The following is an 18,236-nucleotide window of genomic DNA, read 5'->3' on the forward strand; positions in this document are numbered from 1 at the left end:
GTGGTGCGAACCCCTGAATGAGAGGGGCGTGGCGCTTGGTGTTTGTTTAACGAGCGCCAATAATTCTGGCTTCCTTTTTTGCGCAGCATCGGGCGTGTGAACCACGCAGGGAGTCAGGCATGCGAGGCGGTATCAAGAGTCTTTTGGCGGCATCGGCCCTGGTTTGGGGTGCCGGGGCCGTGCAGGCGGGGCAGAAGTTCTGCGTTTTTGATTTCCTGGGCACGTCCGGGGATGCTTACGGCATGTCCAAGGACTACGCCCTGGCCATGCAGCGCTATGGCGTGGACGTGGAGCTAAAGGCTTACACCAGCGAGGCTGTCGCCACGGAAGACTTCCGCACCGGCAATTGCGATGCTTTCATCGCCACGGCGTTTCGCACGCGGCAGTTCAATGCGGCGGCCGCATCGATCGATTCCTTTGGCGCTACCACCATCGTGCGCCATGGCGCCATCGACATGAACGCCTCGTATGAGGTGCTGCGCAAGTTGATTCAGACCTACTCGACGCCTTCCCCACTGGTCTCCAGGCTGATGGTGCAGGGTGAGTATGAGGTGGGTGGCATCCTGCCCATCGGGCCAGCCTATCCGTTTGTCAATGATCGGCGCATCAATTCGGTGGAAGCCCTGGCAGGCAAGCGCATCGCGGCGTTTGACTACGACAAGGCGCAGGCCGTGATGATCCAGCGTATTGGCGCGCAGCCCGTATCGGCCGACGTGAGCAATGTGCACACCAAGTTCAACAACGGCCTGGTGGACATGATTGCCTTGCCCACGCTGGCCTACAAGCCGCTGGAGCTGTACAGGGGCCTGGGTTCCAAAGGGGGCGTTGGGCGCTTTCCCATCATGATCGCGTCCTACCAGATGGTCTTCAAGCGGGGGCGCTTTCCGGAAGGCTTTGGTGAGTGGTCCCGCGCCTACTGGCTGGGCCAGTTCGATCGCATGCTGCAGCTCATTCGCACGGGGGACGCGTCCATTCCGCCGGCCCAATGGATCGAGATCAACGCGGAAGATGCCTACAAGTACACGCTGATGCTGCGGGAGTCCCGCATTGCGCTGGCCCAGCAGGGTTTTTATGACAAGCGCGGCCTGAAGGTGATCAAACGCATCCGGTGCCATGTGAACCCCAGCGATCCGGAGTGCACGACCAAGTCCGAAGAAGAGTGGAAGTAGCCGCCAACTGCCCATTTATTCGCTGGCCACTTGCAGCAGGTGTGTGCATCATGGCCTGATGACCGTCATACCCTTCATCCGCTCCTGGGCCCGGGCCTGTCGGTGGCTCGTGTGGCTTGCCGTGATCTGGGCCACCAGCGTCGCCGCCGAGACCGCGCCTGACCTTGGGCCTGTGCGTCTCAACGGGTTCGGCAGCCTGGCGCTGACCCGAACCTTGTCGGTGGGGGATCAGTCCCTGCGGCGCGATATTTCCCAGCAGACGCAGGCACACACGAATTCGTTCGCCACGGACTCCCGGTTGGGCTTGCAGCTGCACTATGACGCCCGCCCTGATCTGGAGCTGGTGTCGCAGGTGGTGATCAAGAAGCGCTTGCCGGACAGCCCGGCTGACGGGGCGCTGGAGTGGTTGTTTGCCTCCTACCGGCCGCGCGATGACTGGACGATCCGTGTTGGCCGGACCAATACGGACATTTTCCTGCTGTCAGACGTCGGCAGCGTGGGGTTCGCCTACCCCTGGATTCGCCCCAACTCGGACTTCTACATCGCTCTGCCGCTCTACACGATGGATGGCGTGGACGCGACCTGGACGGTGCAAAGCGGGGATGCCAGGTGGAAGCTCAAAGGCTTCGCAGGCAATTCGACCACACAGGGGATCCTGTCGATCAATCCTGGTGAACTCTATAACTTCAAGATCACGCCGGCCATCGGCCTGGTGGTCTCGCGCGAGAACGATGGCTTGTTGTTGCGGGCCACCGTGGCCAAGGCCCGAGTGAGCGCGGACATGTCGCCACGGGCCAGCATGGCCCTGGAAAGCCTTCGACAGCTGGCGGCCTCGCCTTACCCTGAGGTGGCGCGGCAGGCGAACGAACTCGCCAAGCGTGCCGATCTGACGGCCAGATCGGCGAACTTCTATGAAATTGGCGTCAACTACGAGCGTGATAACTGGTTGATCAGCGCCGAGTTCAGTCAGGTCGACATGGACACCGGTACGCGTGCAGCCAGATCGGCCTACGCGTCTGTGGGACACCGGTTTGGCGATCTGACGCTCTACGGCATGGTGGGCAAGAGCGTCTCGAGTTTTGATGCGCAGGCCATCCCGAACTGGCAGGCCTTAGGGCCCGAGGCACAGGCACTGGGCATCGCCGCAGCCACGCTGGCCAACGGTGCGCGGGTGGATCAGCGTTCATGGTCGATGGGCGCCCGCTGGGATGTTCATCCGCAATTGGCACTCAAGCTCCAGTTCGATCAGTTCTGGGTCGCGCCCAATGGTGGCGCCCTCTGGATCGGTGACGATCAACAGGCCAGCAAGCCCAGAGTCTGGTCTGGCGGTCTGGATTTCGTGTTCTGAGGTGGTCACTACATGATGCCCACGCTTGGACGCTTCCTGCTGGTGATGTGGATGGCCTTGTCATCCGCACACGCTGCTGCGGATATTTTCGTGATCGTGAACGCTGCCAATCCGGTTCGCAGCCTGACGAACAAGGAGACGGTCGACCTGTTCATGGGGCGCACGCGGCTCTACGCCAATGGCGATCACGTCTTTGTCTGTGACCTGCCCAGGGACAGCAGTGTGCGGGCCGATTTCTACCGCCAGATGACCGGCATGACCCAGGCTCAGATCAACAGCTATTGGGCGCGCCTCATGTTCTCGGGCCAGGTGATGCCGCCACAGGCATTTGGCAGCGAGCAGGAAATCCTGGATGTGGTCAAGCGCAATCCCGGTGCCATTGGCTATGTAGGCCATGAGCCTCAGGACAGGAATGTGCGCGTGGTGCTGGTCATGAAGGACGGGCACTGAGCCACCATGATGAACTTCAAGGGCTTGCAGTTCAGGTTCCTGGCGCTGGTGGCGGTGGCCACGCTGGTGTCCATGCTGGTCACGGGTACCGTGGCCTACCTGCGAAGCTATGACCATGCGCTGGGCAGCAGCCGCGCCACACTCAATGGCCTGATCAAGGCCATCGACCGATCGGCGGCAATCGGCGCCTACGCACAGGACAAGGTCTTGTTGCAGGAGCTGGTTGACGGCATGGCGCAGCACCAGTTGGTGGCCCGCGTGGAGGCCCGCGATCCGCAAGGCACCGTCCTGGTCTACAAGGACAACCCGGGCGCACAAGGCGCCACCAGCCTGGGGGCGATCCGTCATCGTTTGATCTCACCGTTTGACAAGCACGAGTCGGTTGGCGAGATCGTCGTCATGGCTGACAGCGATCACATGCAGGCAGCCGCACGCGAGGAGGCGACCACGCTGTCCATCATGTTCGTGCTGCACAGCGCCATGCTGGCCTGGTTGATCTATGCGCTGGGGGATCGCATCGTTTCGCGGCCCATCGTGAAGTTGGCGGGGGCCCTGCGGCGCATGAAGCCCGGCACGACCGAACAGTTGTCGGTGGCCGCCATTCACCAGTTTGATGAAATCGGCTCCCTCGTCGAAGGGGCGAACGCCTTGTTGCGCACCAATCAGGAGGCGCTGCACAAGGAGCGTGAACTGCGCGCCGAAGTCGAGCGCATGGAGGCGCAGTATCGGCAGATCTTTGACTCCAGCAGCGCCGGCATCTTCGTGCTTGGGCCTACGGGTCAGCTGATCAACTGCAATCCAACCGTGTTGCGCATTCTGGGTATGGACACGCAAGACATGGCGCAACTCAGCGGCACGGATTTTCTCAAGCAGGTGTTCGTGCATCCAGAACTGGCCACCGGCCTGATCGAAGAGGCCATGGCCGCTGGCGATACCGTGACGCATGACCTGGAAGTCAAACACCATCGTGATGGTGTGCGCTGGGTGCATTGCCTGTTTTCCGTGCAGCGGGCGGCACGTCGTGCCGAAGGTGTGATGTATGACATCACCGAGCGCAAGCGTGCCGAACTGGCCGCCTTGAGACAGGCTGAGCACGACAGCCTGACCGGGCTGAAGAACCGTGCAGCCTGTGATGCTGCGATCGATCACTTCCTCGACGAAGCCGCGCGTTTCCGGGTGCCGGTCAGCCTGTTGTATGTGGACCTGGATGGGTTCAAGCGCGTGAACGACACCATGGGCCACAAGGCGGGTGATCAGGTGCTGGTGCAATGCGCCAGCCGCCTCAGGCAGGCCATGCGGCGATCATCGGATGTGCTGGCCCGTGTGGGCGGTGACGAGTTCGTGGCCGTCCTGTATGGCGTGGGGCCTGGCGACAAGGTGCTGATGGAGATCGCCAGCGAGATCGTGGCGGGGCTGTGCCAGCCCTTTGTGCTGGAAGATGGGCAACAAGCCCACCTGGGGGGCAGCGTGGGCATGGCCTGCTACCCCCTTCATGCCCATCACCGCAAGCAGCTGATGGCTGTAGCTGATGAGGCCATGTACGCCGTCAAGCACTCAGGCAAGAACGCATTTGCCATGGCGGTGCGCCATGCCTGAGACTACATCTGCCTGAGCTTCACCGTGGCGTGATGGCGGCGGCCTTGTTGGCATTGAACAGCCACAGCGTTTCAGCGTTCTCATTGAGCGTGCTGATGCCACGCAGCAGGCCTTGGGTCAGGTTGGAGACGCTGGCCGTCAGCGTGCCGCTGTCCCAGCCGCTCAGCGTGCTGTTGTCGGCGATGGTCAGGGTGGTGTTGCTGCTCAGTGCGTGGCTCCGCACGTTGCTGCCTTCTTTCCAGACCAGATGGCTGTGGTCGGCCTCACCTGCCAGTGTACGGCTCGCGCTGTTGATGACCGTCACCAGGCTGGCATCCGAACTCAGCAGCGTGATGGCATCGTTGTTGGCCAGCTCGATGCGAGACAGGGACACGGCATCCTCGCCCGTGACCAGTTGCTGGCTGACCAGGAGGATGTCGCCAGCGTGAGCCAGGGTGTCCACGTGCAGGGTCGGGCCGCTCAACACGATCGGGCGCTGGCTCTTGTCGGCCTTCTTGACGATGGTCAGGGTGTCAGCGCCATCACGGCGAATCACCACGGCCAGCGAGCTGGGCGTCATGGCGTGGCCGGCGATTTCGGGCATCTGGTCTGCGGTGCCAAGTGCCAATCGGGTGACCTCTTCCGCAGTCGCCTGGCCGGGTTTGATGCGCCACAGCATCAGCTCGATCGATTCCACTGGCGTGACGCTGGGTACCGCAGCAGCCACGGCCACCGTGCTGGCAAGCCGGATGTCCGCGAAATACGTGGCCTCGTCATCTGTGTGCACGAAAGGTGGCTGAACCAGATTGAGTGAGGCCAGCTTGGTGGTGTCCAGCGAGGCGGTCGCCCAGTTCAGGCTGCGTACATCGTTGCCGATGCGCAGGTACACCTTGTCCGTGCTGCCGGCCACCTTGCCGAAGACGGCAACGGATGTACCGGGAAGCACGTCGCCATTGATCACGGCGGTGCTCTCCGAGGTGCTGCGGGCGGTGATGGTCAGTTTGTTGTCGGCATCCAGGCTGAGTACGCGGGCGATGGCGCCGGTGCTGTCGCGCTGGACATCAATGAAGGCTTGCGCGGACGCTGTGGTGTCGGAACTTGACGAGAGCGCGGTTCTGGCTTGATTGTCAGCCAGCGTGCTGCAATCGCCATCCGGGCCGGCGTTGGTGTAGCTCAGCAAGCTGGTGCGGGCGGTGGCATCGGTCTCGACGACGCCACGCAACTCGCAGGCCTGCGTTTCGGAAGACACCTGGCGGGCCGTGGGCTGGCTCAGTTCGTTGCTGACGTGTTCCAGCGAGATTTCATAGAGCTTGCGCTGGTAGATGTAGTAGGCCGCGGTTTGCCGCCCGGCCACGTAGCTCTTGCCATCGGCTGAGACGGTGAAGGCCTGTGCCAGCTTGGGGTTGGTGTATGGATCGATCGGGGTGGCCATGACTTCGGTGCCGGTGACGTCATCAACCAGGGCGAGCTCTGCCGTGACAGTTTCTCCGGCCAGGGCGTTGCGCACGCCCGTCAGGTAGCTGCTGGTGCCGGGCGTGAGAACCGAGCTGCTTCCCGCTTGCGGTTCACTGTCATCGTTGTTGAGGTCACACGCGGTGAGCACGGTGCTGGTGGCCAGCAGGATCAGCAAGCTGGATGAAAGGCGGCTCAGGGCCATGGTTTGTCTCCTCGGTACGCTTTGGAACTGTTCAGGTCACCGTGACGCCGGTGATGCGTGCCATTGCCTGGCGCGCCTGAATCAGTGGGTGACGGGGCGAACCGAGAAAACTGTGATGGAAGTCACAAATATGGCCTGGGCCATTCTGACCAGCGATGTCCGAATCTGTTCCTCGGGCTTGCACCTAGTTGGCGCACGAGGCTGTAACCAGATGCGAAAGCCTTTGGGTGACGCAGGCGGTGCCGTGGGTCAAGTCACTGGCGCGCGCAGGCAAGTCATCTGAACGTCAAACATTCAATATGACGGCTCTTTTTCATCAACGGTTGGAGACACGGCATGGCCGCAGGCAGTAAAGGGGGTAGCAAGTTGCTGCAATTGAGTTTCGCCATTCACGCGATGGTGTACGTGATGGTGATGGTGGGCCTGTGGCGTATCAATGCCTCGACCTCCCAGTTTGACTGGGCCAGCATCGTGGCCTGGGGATGGGGCATCGGCCTGGCTGCCCACGGCATGGTCTGGCTGGCATTTGGCCGAGGCGGCGCCGGCCGCAGCCGTTCGGCCTGACCTTGCTCAGGGCTTGGTCTGGCCGTACAGGCGCCCGGCATGCAGGCCCAGGCCGGTGGCCACCGAGGCCAGGCGGTCACCACGCACGGCCTTGGCATTCGGGAAGGCGGCTTCCAACTGATCCGTCAGCAGCTTCAGCCCGGTGGAGCCCCCGGTGAAGTACAGCGCGTTGATGTCGCTCAGGGCCACGCCGGCCAACTTCACCGTGTCTTGCGCGCAGGCCACGATGCGGCCCAGATCGGCGCCCAGGGCCTTGTCCACCTGGGCCGCGCTCAAGGGGCTGTGCAGGCCCTTTTCGATCAGTTGCAGATCGATGTCGGTGTCACCGCCTTGTGACACGGCGATCTTGGCGGCTTCGGCGCGGCCCACCAGGGCGTGGCCCAGGCGGTCCAGCACGACTTTCATTAGGCGCTGGTGCTGGACCGGGTCGCCGTAGAAATCCGCCATGGCGCGCAGCTCGGCCGTGCGCTGTGGCTGGTAGACCGTGTTGATCAGGTGCCAGGTGGTCAGGTCGAAGTAGACGCGGCTGGGCACGGGGCGCGGGTCGGCGCCCTTGACGCTGGGGCCGAAGCCACCGTAGCCCATGGGGGGCATGACGCTGGCCAGCGAGATGTGGCGGTCGAAGTCGGTGCCGGCGATGTGCACGCCGTGGCTGGCCAGGATGTCTTCGCGGCGGTCCAGGCGCTGGGCGCGCTGCGGGCCCACGCGCACCACGGAGAAGTCGGAGGTGCCACCGCCGATGTCGGCCACCAGGACCAGTTCTTCCTTGGTGGCTTGCTGTTCGTAGTCGAAGGCCGCGGCAATCGGTTCGAACTGGAAGGACACGTTCTTGAAGCCGACCGCCCGTGCTGCGGCTTCCAGCGAGGCTTGCGCCGCGGCATCCCGCTCGGCATCGTCATCCACGAAGAAAACCGGGCGACCCATGACCACGTCGTCCAGCGCCTGCTGGCCGGCCTTTTCGGCCAGGCTGCGCAGGTGGCGCAGGTAGCCGGTGATGACGTCGAGGTACTTCACGCCAAAGCCGTGGCCCACTTCGGTGGTCTGGTCCACGAGGGCGGTGCCCAGGATGCTCTTCATGGAGCGCATCAGGCGGCCTTCGTAGCCGTCGATGTAGGCCTGCACGGCGGCACGACCGAAGGTGCGCGGCAGGTTGTCGTCAAAGGTGCTGCCGCGCCAGGTGTTGGCAGGCAGGTCGTCGGCATCCGTGCAGTAGAAAACCGCCGTGGGCATGGTCAGGTGCTCGCCCTCCAGGGGCACCAGGCGCATGCCGGCGCCCAGGCCGTCGGTAGCGGGGCGTGCGATGGCGATGGCCGAGTTGGAAGTGCCGAAGTCGATGGCGCAATAACTCATGAGGGATCCGGACAGACTGCAAAAGGGTGTGTTTATACCCTCTGCGGCGCGTCCAGTGTCAGGCGCACGTGTGTGCCACCCTGTGCTTCGTTCAGGATCTCCAGCGTGGCGCCCAATGCCTGGGCACGTTTGTGCATGTTGCTGAGCCCATGCCCGGGTTGCTCGGTACGCGACAAGGGCAAGCCGACACCGTTGTCGACGACGCTGATGCGCACCGCCTGTTCGGGCGTGGACTCGATGCGCAGCAGGATGCGGCTGGCCTGGCCGTGTCGCACGGCGTTGGTCAAGGCTTCCTGGATCAGGCGCAGCAGGTGCAGGGCGCGCGAAGCGTCCAGCCAGGGCTGAGGCGGGATCTCGCCGCCGACCTGCCAGTCGAGCTGCACGCCTGCAGCCGCCAGCCGAGGCTGGAGCCGAAAGCGCAGGCTGCCCAGCAGCAGGACGGGATCGCGGTCTTCCAGATTGCTCAGCGAATCAATGGCCACGCGCAGGTCGTCCAGGCAATCCTGGAGCGTGTCGGCCAGTGGCTGCTTGGCCGGCCCTTCGCGTCTGGCCATGTTCATGGCGGTGAGCAGATGCAGGCCCAGGCCGTCGTGCAGGTCACTGACCAGGCGTTCGCGTTCCTGCGCCAGTGCTTGTTCTCGTTCTGCCTTGACGAGCTTTTGAAAGCTGGCCTCCAGTTCGGCACGCTGGGCGTCCACTTCACGCTGTAGCTGGCCGGACAGGGTTTCGGCCTGCTGCAGAGCCTGCCAGTAGCGATGGGTCCAGACCAGGGTGATGGACAGGAACAGCGGTACGGCGGCGTATTGGCGCAGGAAGAGCCGGCCCAGGCCTTCCAGATCGTTGGCGACCAGCAGGTCATTGCAGATCAAGGCGAGATAGGCCAGCCCCGAGATGGCGACCGCCCAGACCTGTTTGGCCCGTACTCGCCAGGCCGTGAACAGGAGGTGCCATTGGCTCCACAGGGTCAGCAGCAGCCCCCCCGCGCCCAGGGGTTTGAACCACACGCGCATGCCGCCTGTGTCGTCCTGCACGCCGAAGGCGATCACGCTGAACGCCACATAAGCCAGCGGGATGGCCTGCTGCCAGCGCGGCAGGCGATCCTTGCTCAGCACCCACCGGCTGTAGCTCAGTGTGAACAGGGCCAGCAGGCCAATGAACACGGTGGCGCCGCTGACGGACAGGCGGCTCCAGGCGATGTTGTCCCAGTGCAGGCCGAAGGGCAGCTCCGTGGCCACGAAGTTGAGGTTGCGCACGCCCCACACGGTAGCGGCCACGGTGAACCAGCCGAACATGGGTTCGCGACCCAGCCGCCACCACAGGGCCGCGCCATACACGGCCACGGTCAGCACGATGATGGAGGTGATCAGGGTGCCGGTGTTCTGCCAGAAATGCCGATGGCGCCAGGCGGCTTGCAAGGCATCGGCCTCACCGACGTACACGGCATCGAGGCCGCTGCGGTAGGCGCGGTAGCCCATGAGCAGCACCAGTACCTCGTTGGCTTGACCGTCTGGCCGCAGGACGCCGTGGGGCAGGTCGAACAGCAGCGGCGTATAGAAATGCCGCGTGACGGGCTCGTGCATCCGACCGTGCTGGCCCAGCAACTGGCCGTTGACCCAGAGCTGGGCATTCATGCTGGCATAGGGCAGGTAGATCGACAGCGGCTGGCCGGCAGCCGGCGCCATGGCGGGTGCCCAGCGCAGACGGTACCAGGCGTAGCCCTGCAGGTCGGGACGCCGTGTGTCCCAGGCATCAGGCAGGCTGACGGCTTGCCAGCGCGGATCGCCAGGCGCTGGGGGCGCAGGGATGTCGGCGGGAGTGAGCGCACCCTGGTGTTGGCTGGGCAGTGTCAGTACCTCACCCTGGTTGAGTGCCTGAATCTGATCGCCCGAGGGGGGAGGCAGGCTGCAGCCGGTCAGCAGGCTCAAGACCAGGAAGGCCCCCCATGCCCACAGGCCGAGGCCGCGGTACCTCACCGCAGGGGCGACAGCCCGAGCTGGACTTGTCGTTGGTTGAATTCGTAGACCGCCTCGGCGCGCGAGTTGACAGACAGCTTCTGGTAGATGCGCTTGATGTAGGTGCGCACTGTGTTGGCCGATACCGACAACAGATCCGCCGATTCCTGGTAGCTGAAGCCCTTGGCGATCAGCGCCAGCAACTCCTGCTCGCGGCTGGTGAGCGCCATGCCGTCGGTGTGCGCGGTGTGGCCGGCCTCTGGGGCTGGGGCCATCTGGCGCTGTCGTTTCACCAGCGTTCGTGCGATCTGCGGGCTCAGTGGCGAGCCGCCTTCCTTCAGATGCTGCAGTTGCTCGCCCAGGCTGTCCGTGCTCAGGTCCTTGAGCAGGTAGCCACTGGCGCCGGCCTCGATGGCCGACAGCACATGGCCCTCATCGCCAAAGATGCTGATCACCAGCACTTCACAGCGAGGGTGCCGCCGCAGGGCGTGGCGGATCACGTCGATGCCCGATCCGTCGGGCAAGCCAAGGTCGGTCAGGACGATGTCGGCGGCTTGCTGGTCCAGCCACGCTATCGCTTCCGACACGTTCACGCAGGCGTGCACGTCAGTGTGCTGCCTTTCGAGTTGCGACAAAAGCCAGTGGCGCGTGGCCTCGTCGTCTTCGACCAGCAGAATGCGATCCAGGTTCATGCCGCCACTCTAATCAGCTGCATCGGGTGCGGCATCCCCGCGTCTGCAGGGCTGCGCGCAGTTGCCACCCGGTGTCAGGCCTTGCGGCGTCGGCCGATCGTGAGGGTGACCAGCAGGCCGGCGGCCAGCATGGCCCAGGATTCGGGTTCCGGCACCGCTGGCGTGGTGGGGCCGGTCGGCAGGGTCGCGCCTTCTCCAGGCAAATGCAGCTGGATGTTGTCAACCTGGGCGTAGACCGAGCTGAACTGGATCATGGTGAGGTTCTTGAAGCGGCTGTCGAGCGTGAGCGTCTCGAGGGAGGCCCAGGTGGCATCCAGCACGAAGTCCTGGCGCACATAGCCGCCGCCCGTGGCCGGGTAGCCAAATACCGTGAAGTTGCGGTAGCCACCGGCCGAGCTGAAGGGCGCGGCATCCATGCTGATCAGGTCGAAAACGCCGTTGTCGGTGCGTTTCAGCGAGAAACCGCTGCCGTAGTTGGTGATGACGCCGGAATACACCGAGGGTGAGCCCGACCAATGCGTGGTGTTGGCCGGTGTCAGCGCATAGATGGTGCCGCCTGCATAGTGGGTGTAGGGGGAGCCGGAGAAGGTCGTCAGCTCAAATCCGTCTTCCACATAGGGCTTGGGGACGGTGACCGTCGGGTTGGTCGTGTTGCCAACGTTGATGCCGTTGAAGTCGATCACGACGGCTTGGGCGCTGGCCAGGGCCAGACTCAGCAGCGTGCCAGCGAGAAATCGGATTTGCATGTTGATCCTCCATGTCAGGTCGGCTGAAAGTGGCGGTGCCGGCCTGTGTTGGAACGATCATAGAAACTTGTGACGACCTGGGATGACACATGATCATGTGACACCAGACGGGCGGGATGCAGTTCCGCCGCGTCGGCTGGCCGGCTCACTGGTCCCGGAATTCACCGGGCGTGGCCCCTGCCCAGCGCCGAAAGGCGTGGATGAAGGCCGCGGATTCGGCATAGCCGATCTGGGCGGCGATGTCTTCAATCGGCAGCCTGGTGTTCTTGAGCAGGTAGCGTGCCTTGGCGTAGCGGGCGTCGGCCAGCAGGTCGCGGAAGCTGCGGCCGTCTTCGCTGAGCTGGCGGCGCAGGCTGCGCTCGGACATGTCGAACGACTTGGCCACTTCCTCAGCTGACGGGAAATGCCCATTGAACATGCCCAGGTGATTGAGCACCCGGTCGGCCAGCGAGGCTGTGGTGGCTTCCTGCACCTTGAGCTGCTGGTCGCACATGGTGCGGTACATGGCGTGCGCGTTCGGATCGGCCGTGGGCAGCTTGATCTGCAGGTACTCGTTGCGCAGCCAGAAGCGCACTTCGTGCTCGCCCCAACGCACCGGGCAGCCAAAGTGCTCTTCATAGGCGGCGGCCTCGGGCGGCTTGGGGTAGGGCATGTCCAGGCGCTCGGCGCGCAGGTTCAGGCCCATGGTGGCCTGCATGTCGCGCACCATCTTGTAGGTGCCCGAGGCCTCGCCATCCACCCGAAAGCGAAAGGCCTTGGGCCCCATCATCATCGGATCCAGGATGAGGGCGCTCATGCGCTCGCCGGGTTCCAGCCGCAGCGTGCCATATAGATAAGTCAGGCGCTGGTAGCGGATGCCGGTCTGCAGGGCCTCGTAGGCGGTGGCGCAGGTCATCAGCAGCATGACCAGGGGGCCGTAGCCGGCCAGGCCGAAGAAGCTGCCCATCTTCAAGCCGATCAGCGGGTCGTGCAGGGTTTCGGCCCACTCGGCGTAGATGCGCAGTTCGCGGGCGCGCTCGATGCGGGTCGTCGGGTCCAGCTTGTCGGACGACAAGCCGTGGCGTTGCAGCACGGGCTCCGGGTCCTCGCCCAGTTGTTTGAGGCCCTGGACCATGTAGATCAAACCCAGGATGGAGCGGGTGGTCATGCGGTGTCGGGGTGGGCAAGCGGCGGCTTGGCCGAAAAAATCAATCAGTAGCCGAATTTATCATGGTCCGATCCACGGTGTTCAGGTGGAGCGCACCTCGAACCGGCCAGGCGCCGAGTTTGATATTTGTCAATTAGTGCCGCTGGAGGGGCACTGCCAGCGGTCAAATGGCCGAAACGATCAATTTCTCGTCGCAACCGAACATGGTGATTTGAGGGCTGCTGACGCAACATGGCCATGCGCTCGGAGACAAGTCGTCTCGGATCCAAAGAGGGAGACCGAGTCGACGCACCCACAAACCTATTCACCAAAGGTGCCGCCATGACAGATCAAAACGTTTCTTCTTCCCCCGTCCGCGAGGTGGAGGTCGCCATCGCTGGCGCCGGCTTCGGTGGCATCTGCATGGCCATCCAGCTGCAAAAGAACGGCATCAATGACTTCCTGATTCTGGAAAAGAAGAGCGAAGTGGGCGGCGCCTGGCGCGACAACCACTACCCCGGCGCCGCTTGTGACGTGCAGTCCCACATGTACTCGTACTCGTTCGAGACCAAGGCGGACTGGACCAAGCGCTACGCCCCCTGGAACGAAATCCAGCAGTACATCCTGGACACCGTCAAGAAGTACAACCTGCGCCCGCACATCCACTTCAACCAGGAGGTGGTCAGCGCCGTGTTCAACGAAGGCACGGGCAAGTGGGTCATCAAGACCGTGGGTGGTGAAACCATCATGGCGCGCCACTGGGTGCTGGCTTCCGGCCCGCTGCATGTGCCGGCCATCCCTGACATCAAGGGCTTGAAGGACTTCAAGGGTAAGGTCATGCACTCGGCCGATTGGGACCACAGCTATGACCTGACCGGCAAGAAGGTGGCCTCCATCGGTACGGGCGGCTCGGCCATCCAGTACGTGCCCGAGATCGCACCGAAGGTCGGCAAGCTGCACGTGTTCCAGCGCACACCGGCGTGGGTGATCCCGCGTGACGAGCGCAGCTACTCGGCTTTCCGCAAGTGGACCTTCAAGGCCATTCCCTTCTCGCGCACGCTGCATCGCTGGCGCCTGTACTGGACCAACGAATCGCGCGTGTGGCCCATCCTGAACCCCTGGATGGCCCGCATCGGTGAAGGCCTGCTCAAGAAGTTCATCTCCTACCAGGTGAAAGATCCCGCACTGGTCAAGAAGCTCACGCCTGACTACACCCTGGGTTGCAAGCGCATCCTGATCTCCAACAAGTGGTACCCGACCTTCAACCGCCAGAACGTGGAACTGGTGACCGACGGCATCAAGGAAATCACGCCCAACGGCATCATCACCCGTGATGGCAAGGAGCGTGCGCTGGACTGCATCATCCTGGGCACCGGCTTCATCGTGGACCCCCGTATCTACATGAAGAGCTTCGAGATGCGCGGCCTCAATGGCCACACCGTGCAGGAAGACTGGAAGGTCAGCCCCACGTCCTACCTGGGCATCACCACGGCCAACTACCCGAACATGTACCAGCTGGTTGGCCCGCACACCGGCCTGGGCCACAACTCCATCATCTTCATGATCGAAGCGCAAGCCGAGTACATCATCCAGTGCATGAAGAAGGTCAAGGAAAAGGGCGTGGACTACATCGACGTCAAGCCCCAGGCCATGGTTCGCTTTCTCGGTGAGATGAGCGATGCGCTCAAGGGCACCGTGTGGAGCTCCGGCTGCAAGAGCTGGTACCAGACCGCGGACGGCATCAACTTCGCCATCTGGCCGAAGTCGACCTGGCGCTACTGGATGGAGACCCGCACGGTCAATGAAGGTGACTACAACTTCGTGAAGTGCGGTGGCGCCAAGACTTCTGGCAAGACAACGGGTGCAGGTTCGTCCGGCATCGGTGGCCTGGCTGGTGATCAGGCGATGGCGCGGGTGGCGCAGCGCTGATTTGGGGGCTTCCGTGCGGCGCTACACTGGCGCCGTGGCTGAACAACCCTCACCCCCTTCTGTCATGTGCAGACACTGGCCTCTGGGCGCTTTGAGCCTGGCGGCCAGTTTGCAATTGGTCCACGCCTCGTGCGCCGCGGCTGAGCAAGCCACTGCCGGACCCGTTGCCACCACGTCGTCTGCCTTGGTATGCGAGGTGCGCTACGCCAGTGAAACACGCGTGTTGCGCCAGTCGGCTTCCGCCGATCCCTATGTGGCGCAGACAGTCGAATTTGAGGACCGCTTTCGCTTCAGGGCGGTGGTGCTGGGACGCCCGGAACGCATCGATCACATCACCCTCACGGTTTATGAGTTGGGTTTGGGGGATGCGCCTGTGATCGTCCACCAGGTGCGCCATCAGGCGCCATTTCCCGCTGCCACGGTGTTGCCGGCCTTGACGGGTTGGAACCATGTCTACGCCAGTTATCTGGGGCGCGAGTTGCGCTACGGTTGTGCCTTGCAGGCCGTGGTGGCCAAGGAGCTTGCGCCATGAGGCCAGCGTGGCGGTCAGTGTGCTTGTGGGCCTGGCTGGCCATCTGCTCGTTGAGCCATGCCCAGACCACGTCGCCGCAGGTGCGCATCGCCTGGATGGGTGACGTGATGCTGGCCGACGGGCCGGGGCGCGTGATTGCCCGCGGTGGCGATCCCTTCAAGCCCTTTGCATCGAGGCTCGCTCAGGCCGATGTGCGTATCGCCAACCTGGAGTGTGTGGTGGCGTCGGGTGGCAAGGCCCTGGACAAGCCCTGGACGTTCAGGGCGCATCCTCGTGTGTTGCCTTTGCTCAAGCGGCATGTGGACCTGGTGTCGATCGCCAACAACCACTCGGGTGATTTCGGAAAAGCAGCCTTTGCCGAGATGCTGACGCGTTTGCAGCGTGCGCACTTACCTTACGTGGGCGGCGGCCTCAACCTGCGCGAGGCGCATCGCGCCGTCATCATCGAACGCAAGGGTGTGAAGATCGCCGTGCTGGCCTATGACGAGTTCTTCCCGCGCCTGTTCGAGGCCGGTGATCAACTGCCCGGCGTCGCCTGGTCGGAAGACGAGCAGGTGGCCCATGACATTCGCCAGGCGCGCACGCAAGCCGATATCGTCATCCCCTTCATGCATTGGGGCCAGGAACACGAGCCCCGCGCCAATGACCGGCAGCGGCAACTTGCCCGGTTGATGATCGACGCCGGCGCCGATGCCGTGGTGGGCGCCCATCCGCATGTGGTGCAGGACACCGAGGTCTACCGTGGCAAGCCCATCATCTACAGCCTGGGGAATTTCGTGTTCGATGGCTTTTCCGCGCCAGAGAACAACACGGGCTGGTTGCTGTGGATGGATGTGGGCCGCGACGGGGTACGCGCCTGGCATGTGGAGGAGGCGCACATGGACAAGCATGGGGTACCGCATCCCGTACGGCGCGCGCCATTTTGACGTGACCCCACACTGGGCATCGAACCCGCTTGAGTGGCGGCCATCAGCCTGAGATCACACCATCCGCCTTGAACATCGCCTTGATGCCCCGCACCGCTTGCCGGATGCGGGGTTCGTTCTCGATGAGGGCAAAGCGCACGTGGTCATCGCCATGGTCACCAAAGCCGATGCCGGGCGACACGCACACCTTGGCTTTCTCCAGCAATTGCCGCGCGAACTCCAGCGAGCCCAGATCCTGGTAGTGATCGGGGATCTTCGCCCAGATGTACATCGAGGCCTTGGGGCATTCGACATTCCAGCCCGCCTCACGCAAGCCTTTGACCAGCACGTCGCGGCGGCTCTGGTATTTGGCGCAGATCTCGTGCACACATTGCTGATCACCTTCCAGCGCCGCAATGGCGGCTACCTGCAAGGGCGTGAAGGTGCCGTAGTCGTGGTAGCTCTTGATGCGGGCCAGCGCGGCCACCAGATCGGGGTTGCCCACCATGAAGCCAATGCGCCAGCCGGCCATGTTGTAGCTCTTGCTGAGGGTGAAGAACTCGACGGCGATGTCCTTGGCGCCAGGCACCTGCATGATGGACGGCGCCTTCCAGCCGTCGAACACGATGTCGGCATAGGCCAGGTCATGCACCACGAAGATGTCGTGCTTTTTGGCCAGGGCCACCACGCGCTCGAAGAAGTCCAGCTCCACGCATTGCGCTGTGGGGTTGGAGGGGAAGCCCAGCACCATCATCTTGGGCTTGGGGTAACTGCCGCGGATGGCCTTTTCCAGCTCGGCAAAGAAGTCCACACCAGGCACCAGCGGCACCGAGCGGATGTCGGCCCCGGCAATCACGGCGCCATAGATGTGGATGGGGTACGAAGGGTCCGGCACGAGCACGGTGTCGCCGCGGTCCAGCGTGGCCAGCATCAGGTGGGCCAGGCCTTCTTTCGACCCGATGGTGACGATGGCTTCCTTGTCCGGATCAATGTCGACCTGGTAGCGGTCCTTGTACCAGTGTGAGATGGCGCGGCGCAAACGCGGGATACCCTTGGAGGCCGAGTAGCCGTGAGTATCGGGCCGCTGGGCCACCTCGGTGAGCTTGGCGACGATGTGCGGTGGTGTGGCCCCGTCGGGGTTGCCCATGCTCATGTCGATGATGTCTTCCCCACGCCTGCGGGCGGCCAGCTTGAGTTCTGCCGTGATGTTGAAGACGTAGGGGGGGAGGCGATCGATGCGCGCAAAGCGGCGCTTGCCTGCTTGAGAGGACATGCTGAGAGTCTTTCACGTGAGCGCCCGGAACCGTCCGAGCGACGTGACCGCACGATGGGGTGCGGCCCGCAGCCATCCTATCCGCTTTTCAGCCTTGCTGCATGCGAAGTCGCCGGGCGTGTTCCTCATCCACCGCATCGTCGATCTCGCGCATCACGCCTTCCAGGTCTACAGCCTTGTGCTGGCGCTTGAACTGGCCGGTGAGCACGGTGTCGGTGCTCAGCAGCCCTTGTTCGTACAGGGCCCAGATCTCGGGGCCGTAGTGGCTGTTCAGCAGATCAGGTGCGAAGCCGCCAAAGAAGTTGCGCAGGTTCTCGACATCGCGCAGCAGCATGCGTTGGGCGTGGTTGTTCCCGGCTGCGTCCACCGCCTGCGGCAGGTCGATGATGACGGGGCCATCGGCGGCCATCAGGATGTTGAACTCCGACAGGTCGCCATGCACGATGCCCGCGCACAGCATGCGGACGACTTCCATCAACAGGGTTTGATGATGGGCGCGCGCTTCTTCCGCGGTGAAGAGCACGTCGTTGAGTCGCGGGGCCGCATCGCCGTGTTCATCCGCCACGAGCTCCATCAGCAAGACGCCATCGAGGAAGTTGTAGGGCTTGGGCACCCGCACGCCGGCCGCGGCCAGCCGGTACAAGGCATCGACCTCGGCGCTTTGCCAGGCCGCTTCCTGCGCCTGGCGGCCGAACTTGGTGCCCTTGGCCATGGCACGGGCTTCACGCGAGTTCTTGGTCTTGCGGTTTTCGGTGTAGTCCACCGCCTGGCGGAAGCTGCGTTGCGTGGCTTCCTTGTAGATCTTGGCGCAGCGGGTTTCGTCGCCAATGCGCACGACGAACACCATCGCCTCCTTGCCACTCATGAGCTGGCGAACGACCGAGTCGATCAGGCCTTCTTCCAGCAGGGGCTGCAGTCTGGGTGGGGTTTTCAACGGTGCACGCGGCGAAGTTCGCCCTGTGTGGTGG

The 18,236-nt window shown here is 63.5% G+C and carries 16 protein-coding genes; 8 read left to right on the forward strand and 8 right to left on the reverse strand.

The genetic code is table 11. The features are described 5' to 3' along the window. Window positions 1-119: 119 nt before the first annotated feature. The 4 genes from HY836_RS05770 to HY836_RS05785 are packed head-to-tail and all read left to right on the forward strand — an operon-like array spanning window position 120 to window position 4,563. Entirely contained in the window at window positions 120-1,169 is a 1,050-nt protein-coding gene (locus tag HY836_RS05770) for a putative solute-binding protein (protein ID WP_290674464.1), read from the forward strand. A 58-nt stretch (window positions 1,170-1,227) separates the two neighbouring features. Beyond that, the gene (locus HY836_RS05775; RefSeq protein ID WP_290674466.1) at window positions 1,228-2,517 is read left to right on the forward strand and encodes a hypothetical protein; all 1,290 of its coding nucleotides are present in this window, start codon (window positions 1,228-1,230) and stop codon (window positions 2,515-2,517) included. A 12-nt stretch (window positions 2,518-2,529) separates the two neighbouring features. Then, window positions 2,530-2,967, forward strand: coding sequence for a hypothetical protein (locus HY836_RS05780; RefSeq protein WP_290674468.1), 438 nt, complete (start codon window positions 2,530-2,532; stop codon window positions 2,965-2,967). 6 nt (window positions 2,968-2,973) lie between these two features. Beyond that, the gene (locus HY836_RS05785; protein ID WP_290674470.1) at window positions 2,974-4,563 is read left to right on the forward strand and encodes a diguanylate cyclase; all 1,590 of its coding nucleotides are present in this window, start codon (window positions 2,974-2,976) and stop codon (window positions 4,561-4,563) included. 19 nt (window positions 4,564-4,582) lie between these two features. Here HY836_RS05785 and HY836_RS05790 read toward each other — a convergent pair whose 3' ends face one another. Then, entirely contained in the window at window positions 4,583-6,199 is a 1,617-nt protein-coding gene (locus HY836_RS05790; RefSeq protein ID WP_290674472.1) for a hypothetical protein, read from the reverse strand. Between the two features lie 336 nt (window positions 6,200-6,535). On the opposite strand from HY836_RS05790, the gene HY836_RS05795 reads away from it, so the two are divergent. Then, window positions 6,536-6,763: a 2TM domain-containing protein gene (locus tag HY836_RS05795; RefSeq protein ID WP_290674474.1), complete on the forward strand. Its 228-nt coding sequence runs from the start codon at window positions 6,536-6,538 to the stop codon at window positions 6,761-6,763. A gap of 6 nt (window positions 6,764-6,769) precedes the next feature. Here the strand turns inward: HY836_RS05795 and HY836_RS05800 are convergent, their stop codons facing one another. The 5 genes from HY836_RS05800 to HY836_RS05820 all read right to left on the reverse strand — a co-directional run bounded on the left by HY836_RS05800 (window position 6,770) and on the right by HY836_RS05820 (window position 12,650). Then, window positions 6,770-8,113: an Hsp70 family protein gene (locus HY836_RS05800; protein ID WP_290674476.1), complete on the reverse strand. Its 1,344-nt coding sequence runs from the start codon at window positions 8,111-8,113 to the stop codon at window positions 6,770-6,772. Window positions 8,114-8,145: 32 nt separating this feature from the next. Further along, a complete protein-coding gene (locus tag HY836_RS05805) occupies window positions 8,146-10,086 on the reverse strand; it encodes an ATP-binding protein (RefSeq protein WP_290674478.1) in 1,941 nt (646 codons plus the stop codon). Beyond that, window positions 10,083-10,757: a response regulator transcription factor gene (locus HY836_RS05810; RefSeq protein WP_290674480.1), complete on the reverse strand. Its 675-nt coding sequence runs from the start codon at window positions 10,755-10,757 to the stop codon at window positions 10,083-10,085. Before HY836_RS05810 ends, HY836_RS05805 begins: the two co-directional genes overlap by 4 nt. 74 nt (window positions 10,758-10,831) lie before the next feature. Further along, window positions 10,832-11,503 (reverse strand): PEP-CTERM sorting domain-containing protein, encoded by a 672-nt coding sequence (locus tag HY836_RS05815; protein WP_290674482.1) that lies wholly within the window; start codon window positions 11,501-11,503, stop codon window positions 10,832-10,834. Between the two features lie 145 nt (window positions 11,504-11,648). Further along, window positions 11,649-12,650 carry an AraC family transcriptional regulator gene (locus HY836_RS05820; protein WP_290674484.1) on the reverse strand — a complete coding sequence of 334 codons (1,002 nt, stop codon included), beginning with the start codon at window positions 12,648-12,650 and terminating at the stop codon, window positions 11,649-11,651. Window positions 12,651-12,971: 321 nt separating this feature from the next. Between HY836_RS05820 and HY836_RS05825 the strand changes: the two genes are divergently transcribed. From HY836_RS05825 to HY836_RS05835, 3 genes are all read left to right on the forward strand, one after another. After that, window positions 12,972-14,558: an NAD(P)/FAD-dependent oxidoreductase gene (locus tag HY836_RS05825; protein WP_290674486.1), complete on the forward strand. Its 1,587-nt coding sequence runs from the start codon at window positions 12,972-12,974 to the stop codon at window positions 14,556-14,558. A gap of 64 nt (window positions 14,559-14,622) precedes the next feature. After that, on the forward strand, window positions 14,623-15,090 hold the full coding sequence (locus HY836_RS05830; RefSeq protein ID WP_290674488.1) for a hypothetical protein: 468 nt from the start codon (window positions 14,623-14,625) through the stop codon (window positions 15,088-15,090). Continuing rightward, window positions 15,087-16,016 carry a CapA family protein gene (locus HY836_RS05835; RefSeq protein ID WP_290674490.1) on the forward strand — a complete coding sequence of 310 codons (930 nt, stop codon included), beginning with the start codon at window positions 15,087-15,089 and terminating at the stop codon, window positions 16,014-16,016. The genes HY836_RS05830 and HY836_RS05835 overlap by 4 nt, the downstream gene beginning before the upstream one ends. Window positions 16,017-16,059: 43 nt before the next feature. On the opposite strand, the gene alaC is transcribed toward HY836_RS05835, so the two are convergent. Together alaC and HY836_RS05845 are read right to left on the reverse strand one after the other, a co-directional pair. After that, window positions 16,060-17,268: an alanine transaminase gene (gene alaC / locus HY836_RS05840; RefSeq protein WP_290674492.1), complete on the reverse strand. Its 1,209-nt coding sequence runs from the start codon at window positions 17,266-17,268 to the stop codon at window positions 16,060-16,062. A gap of 88 nt (window positions 17,269-17,356) precedes the next feature. Next, window positions 17,357-18,202 carry a PA4780 family RIO1-like protein kinase gene (locus tag HY836_RS05845; RefSeq protein ID WP_290674549.1) on the reverse strand — a complete coding sequence of 282 codons (846 nt, stop codon included), beginning with the start codon at window positions 18,200-18,202 and terminating at the stop codon, window positions 17,357-17,359. Window positions 18,203-18,236: the final 34 nt, after the last annotated feature.

The organism is Aquabacterium sp., from assembly GCF_016234775.1.
Classification (GTDB): Bacteria; Pseudomonadota; Gammaproteobacteria; order Burkholderiales; family Burkholderiaceae_C; genus Aquabacterium.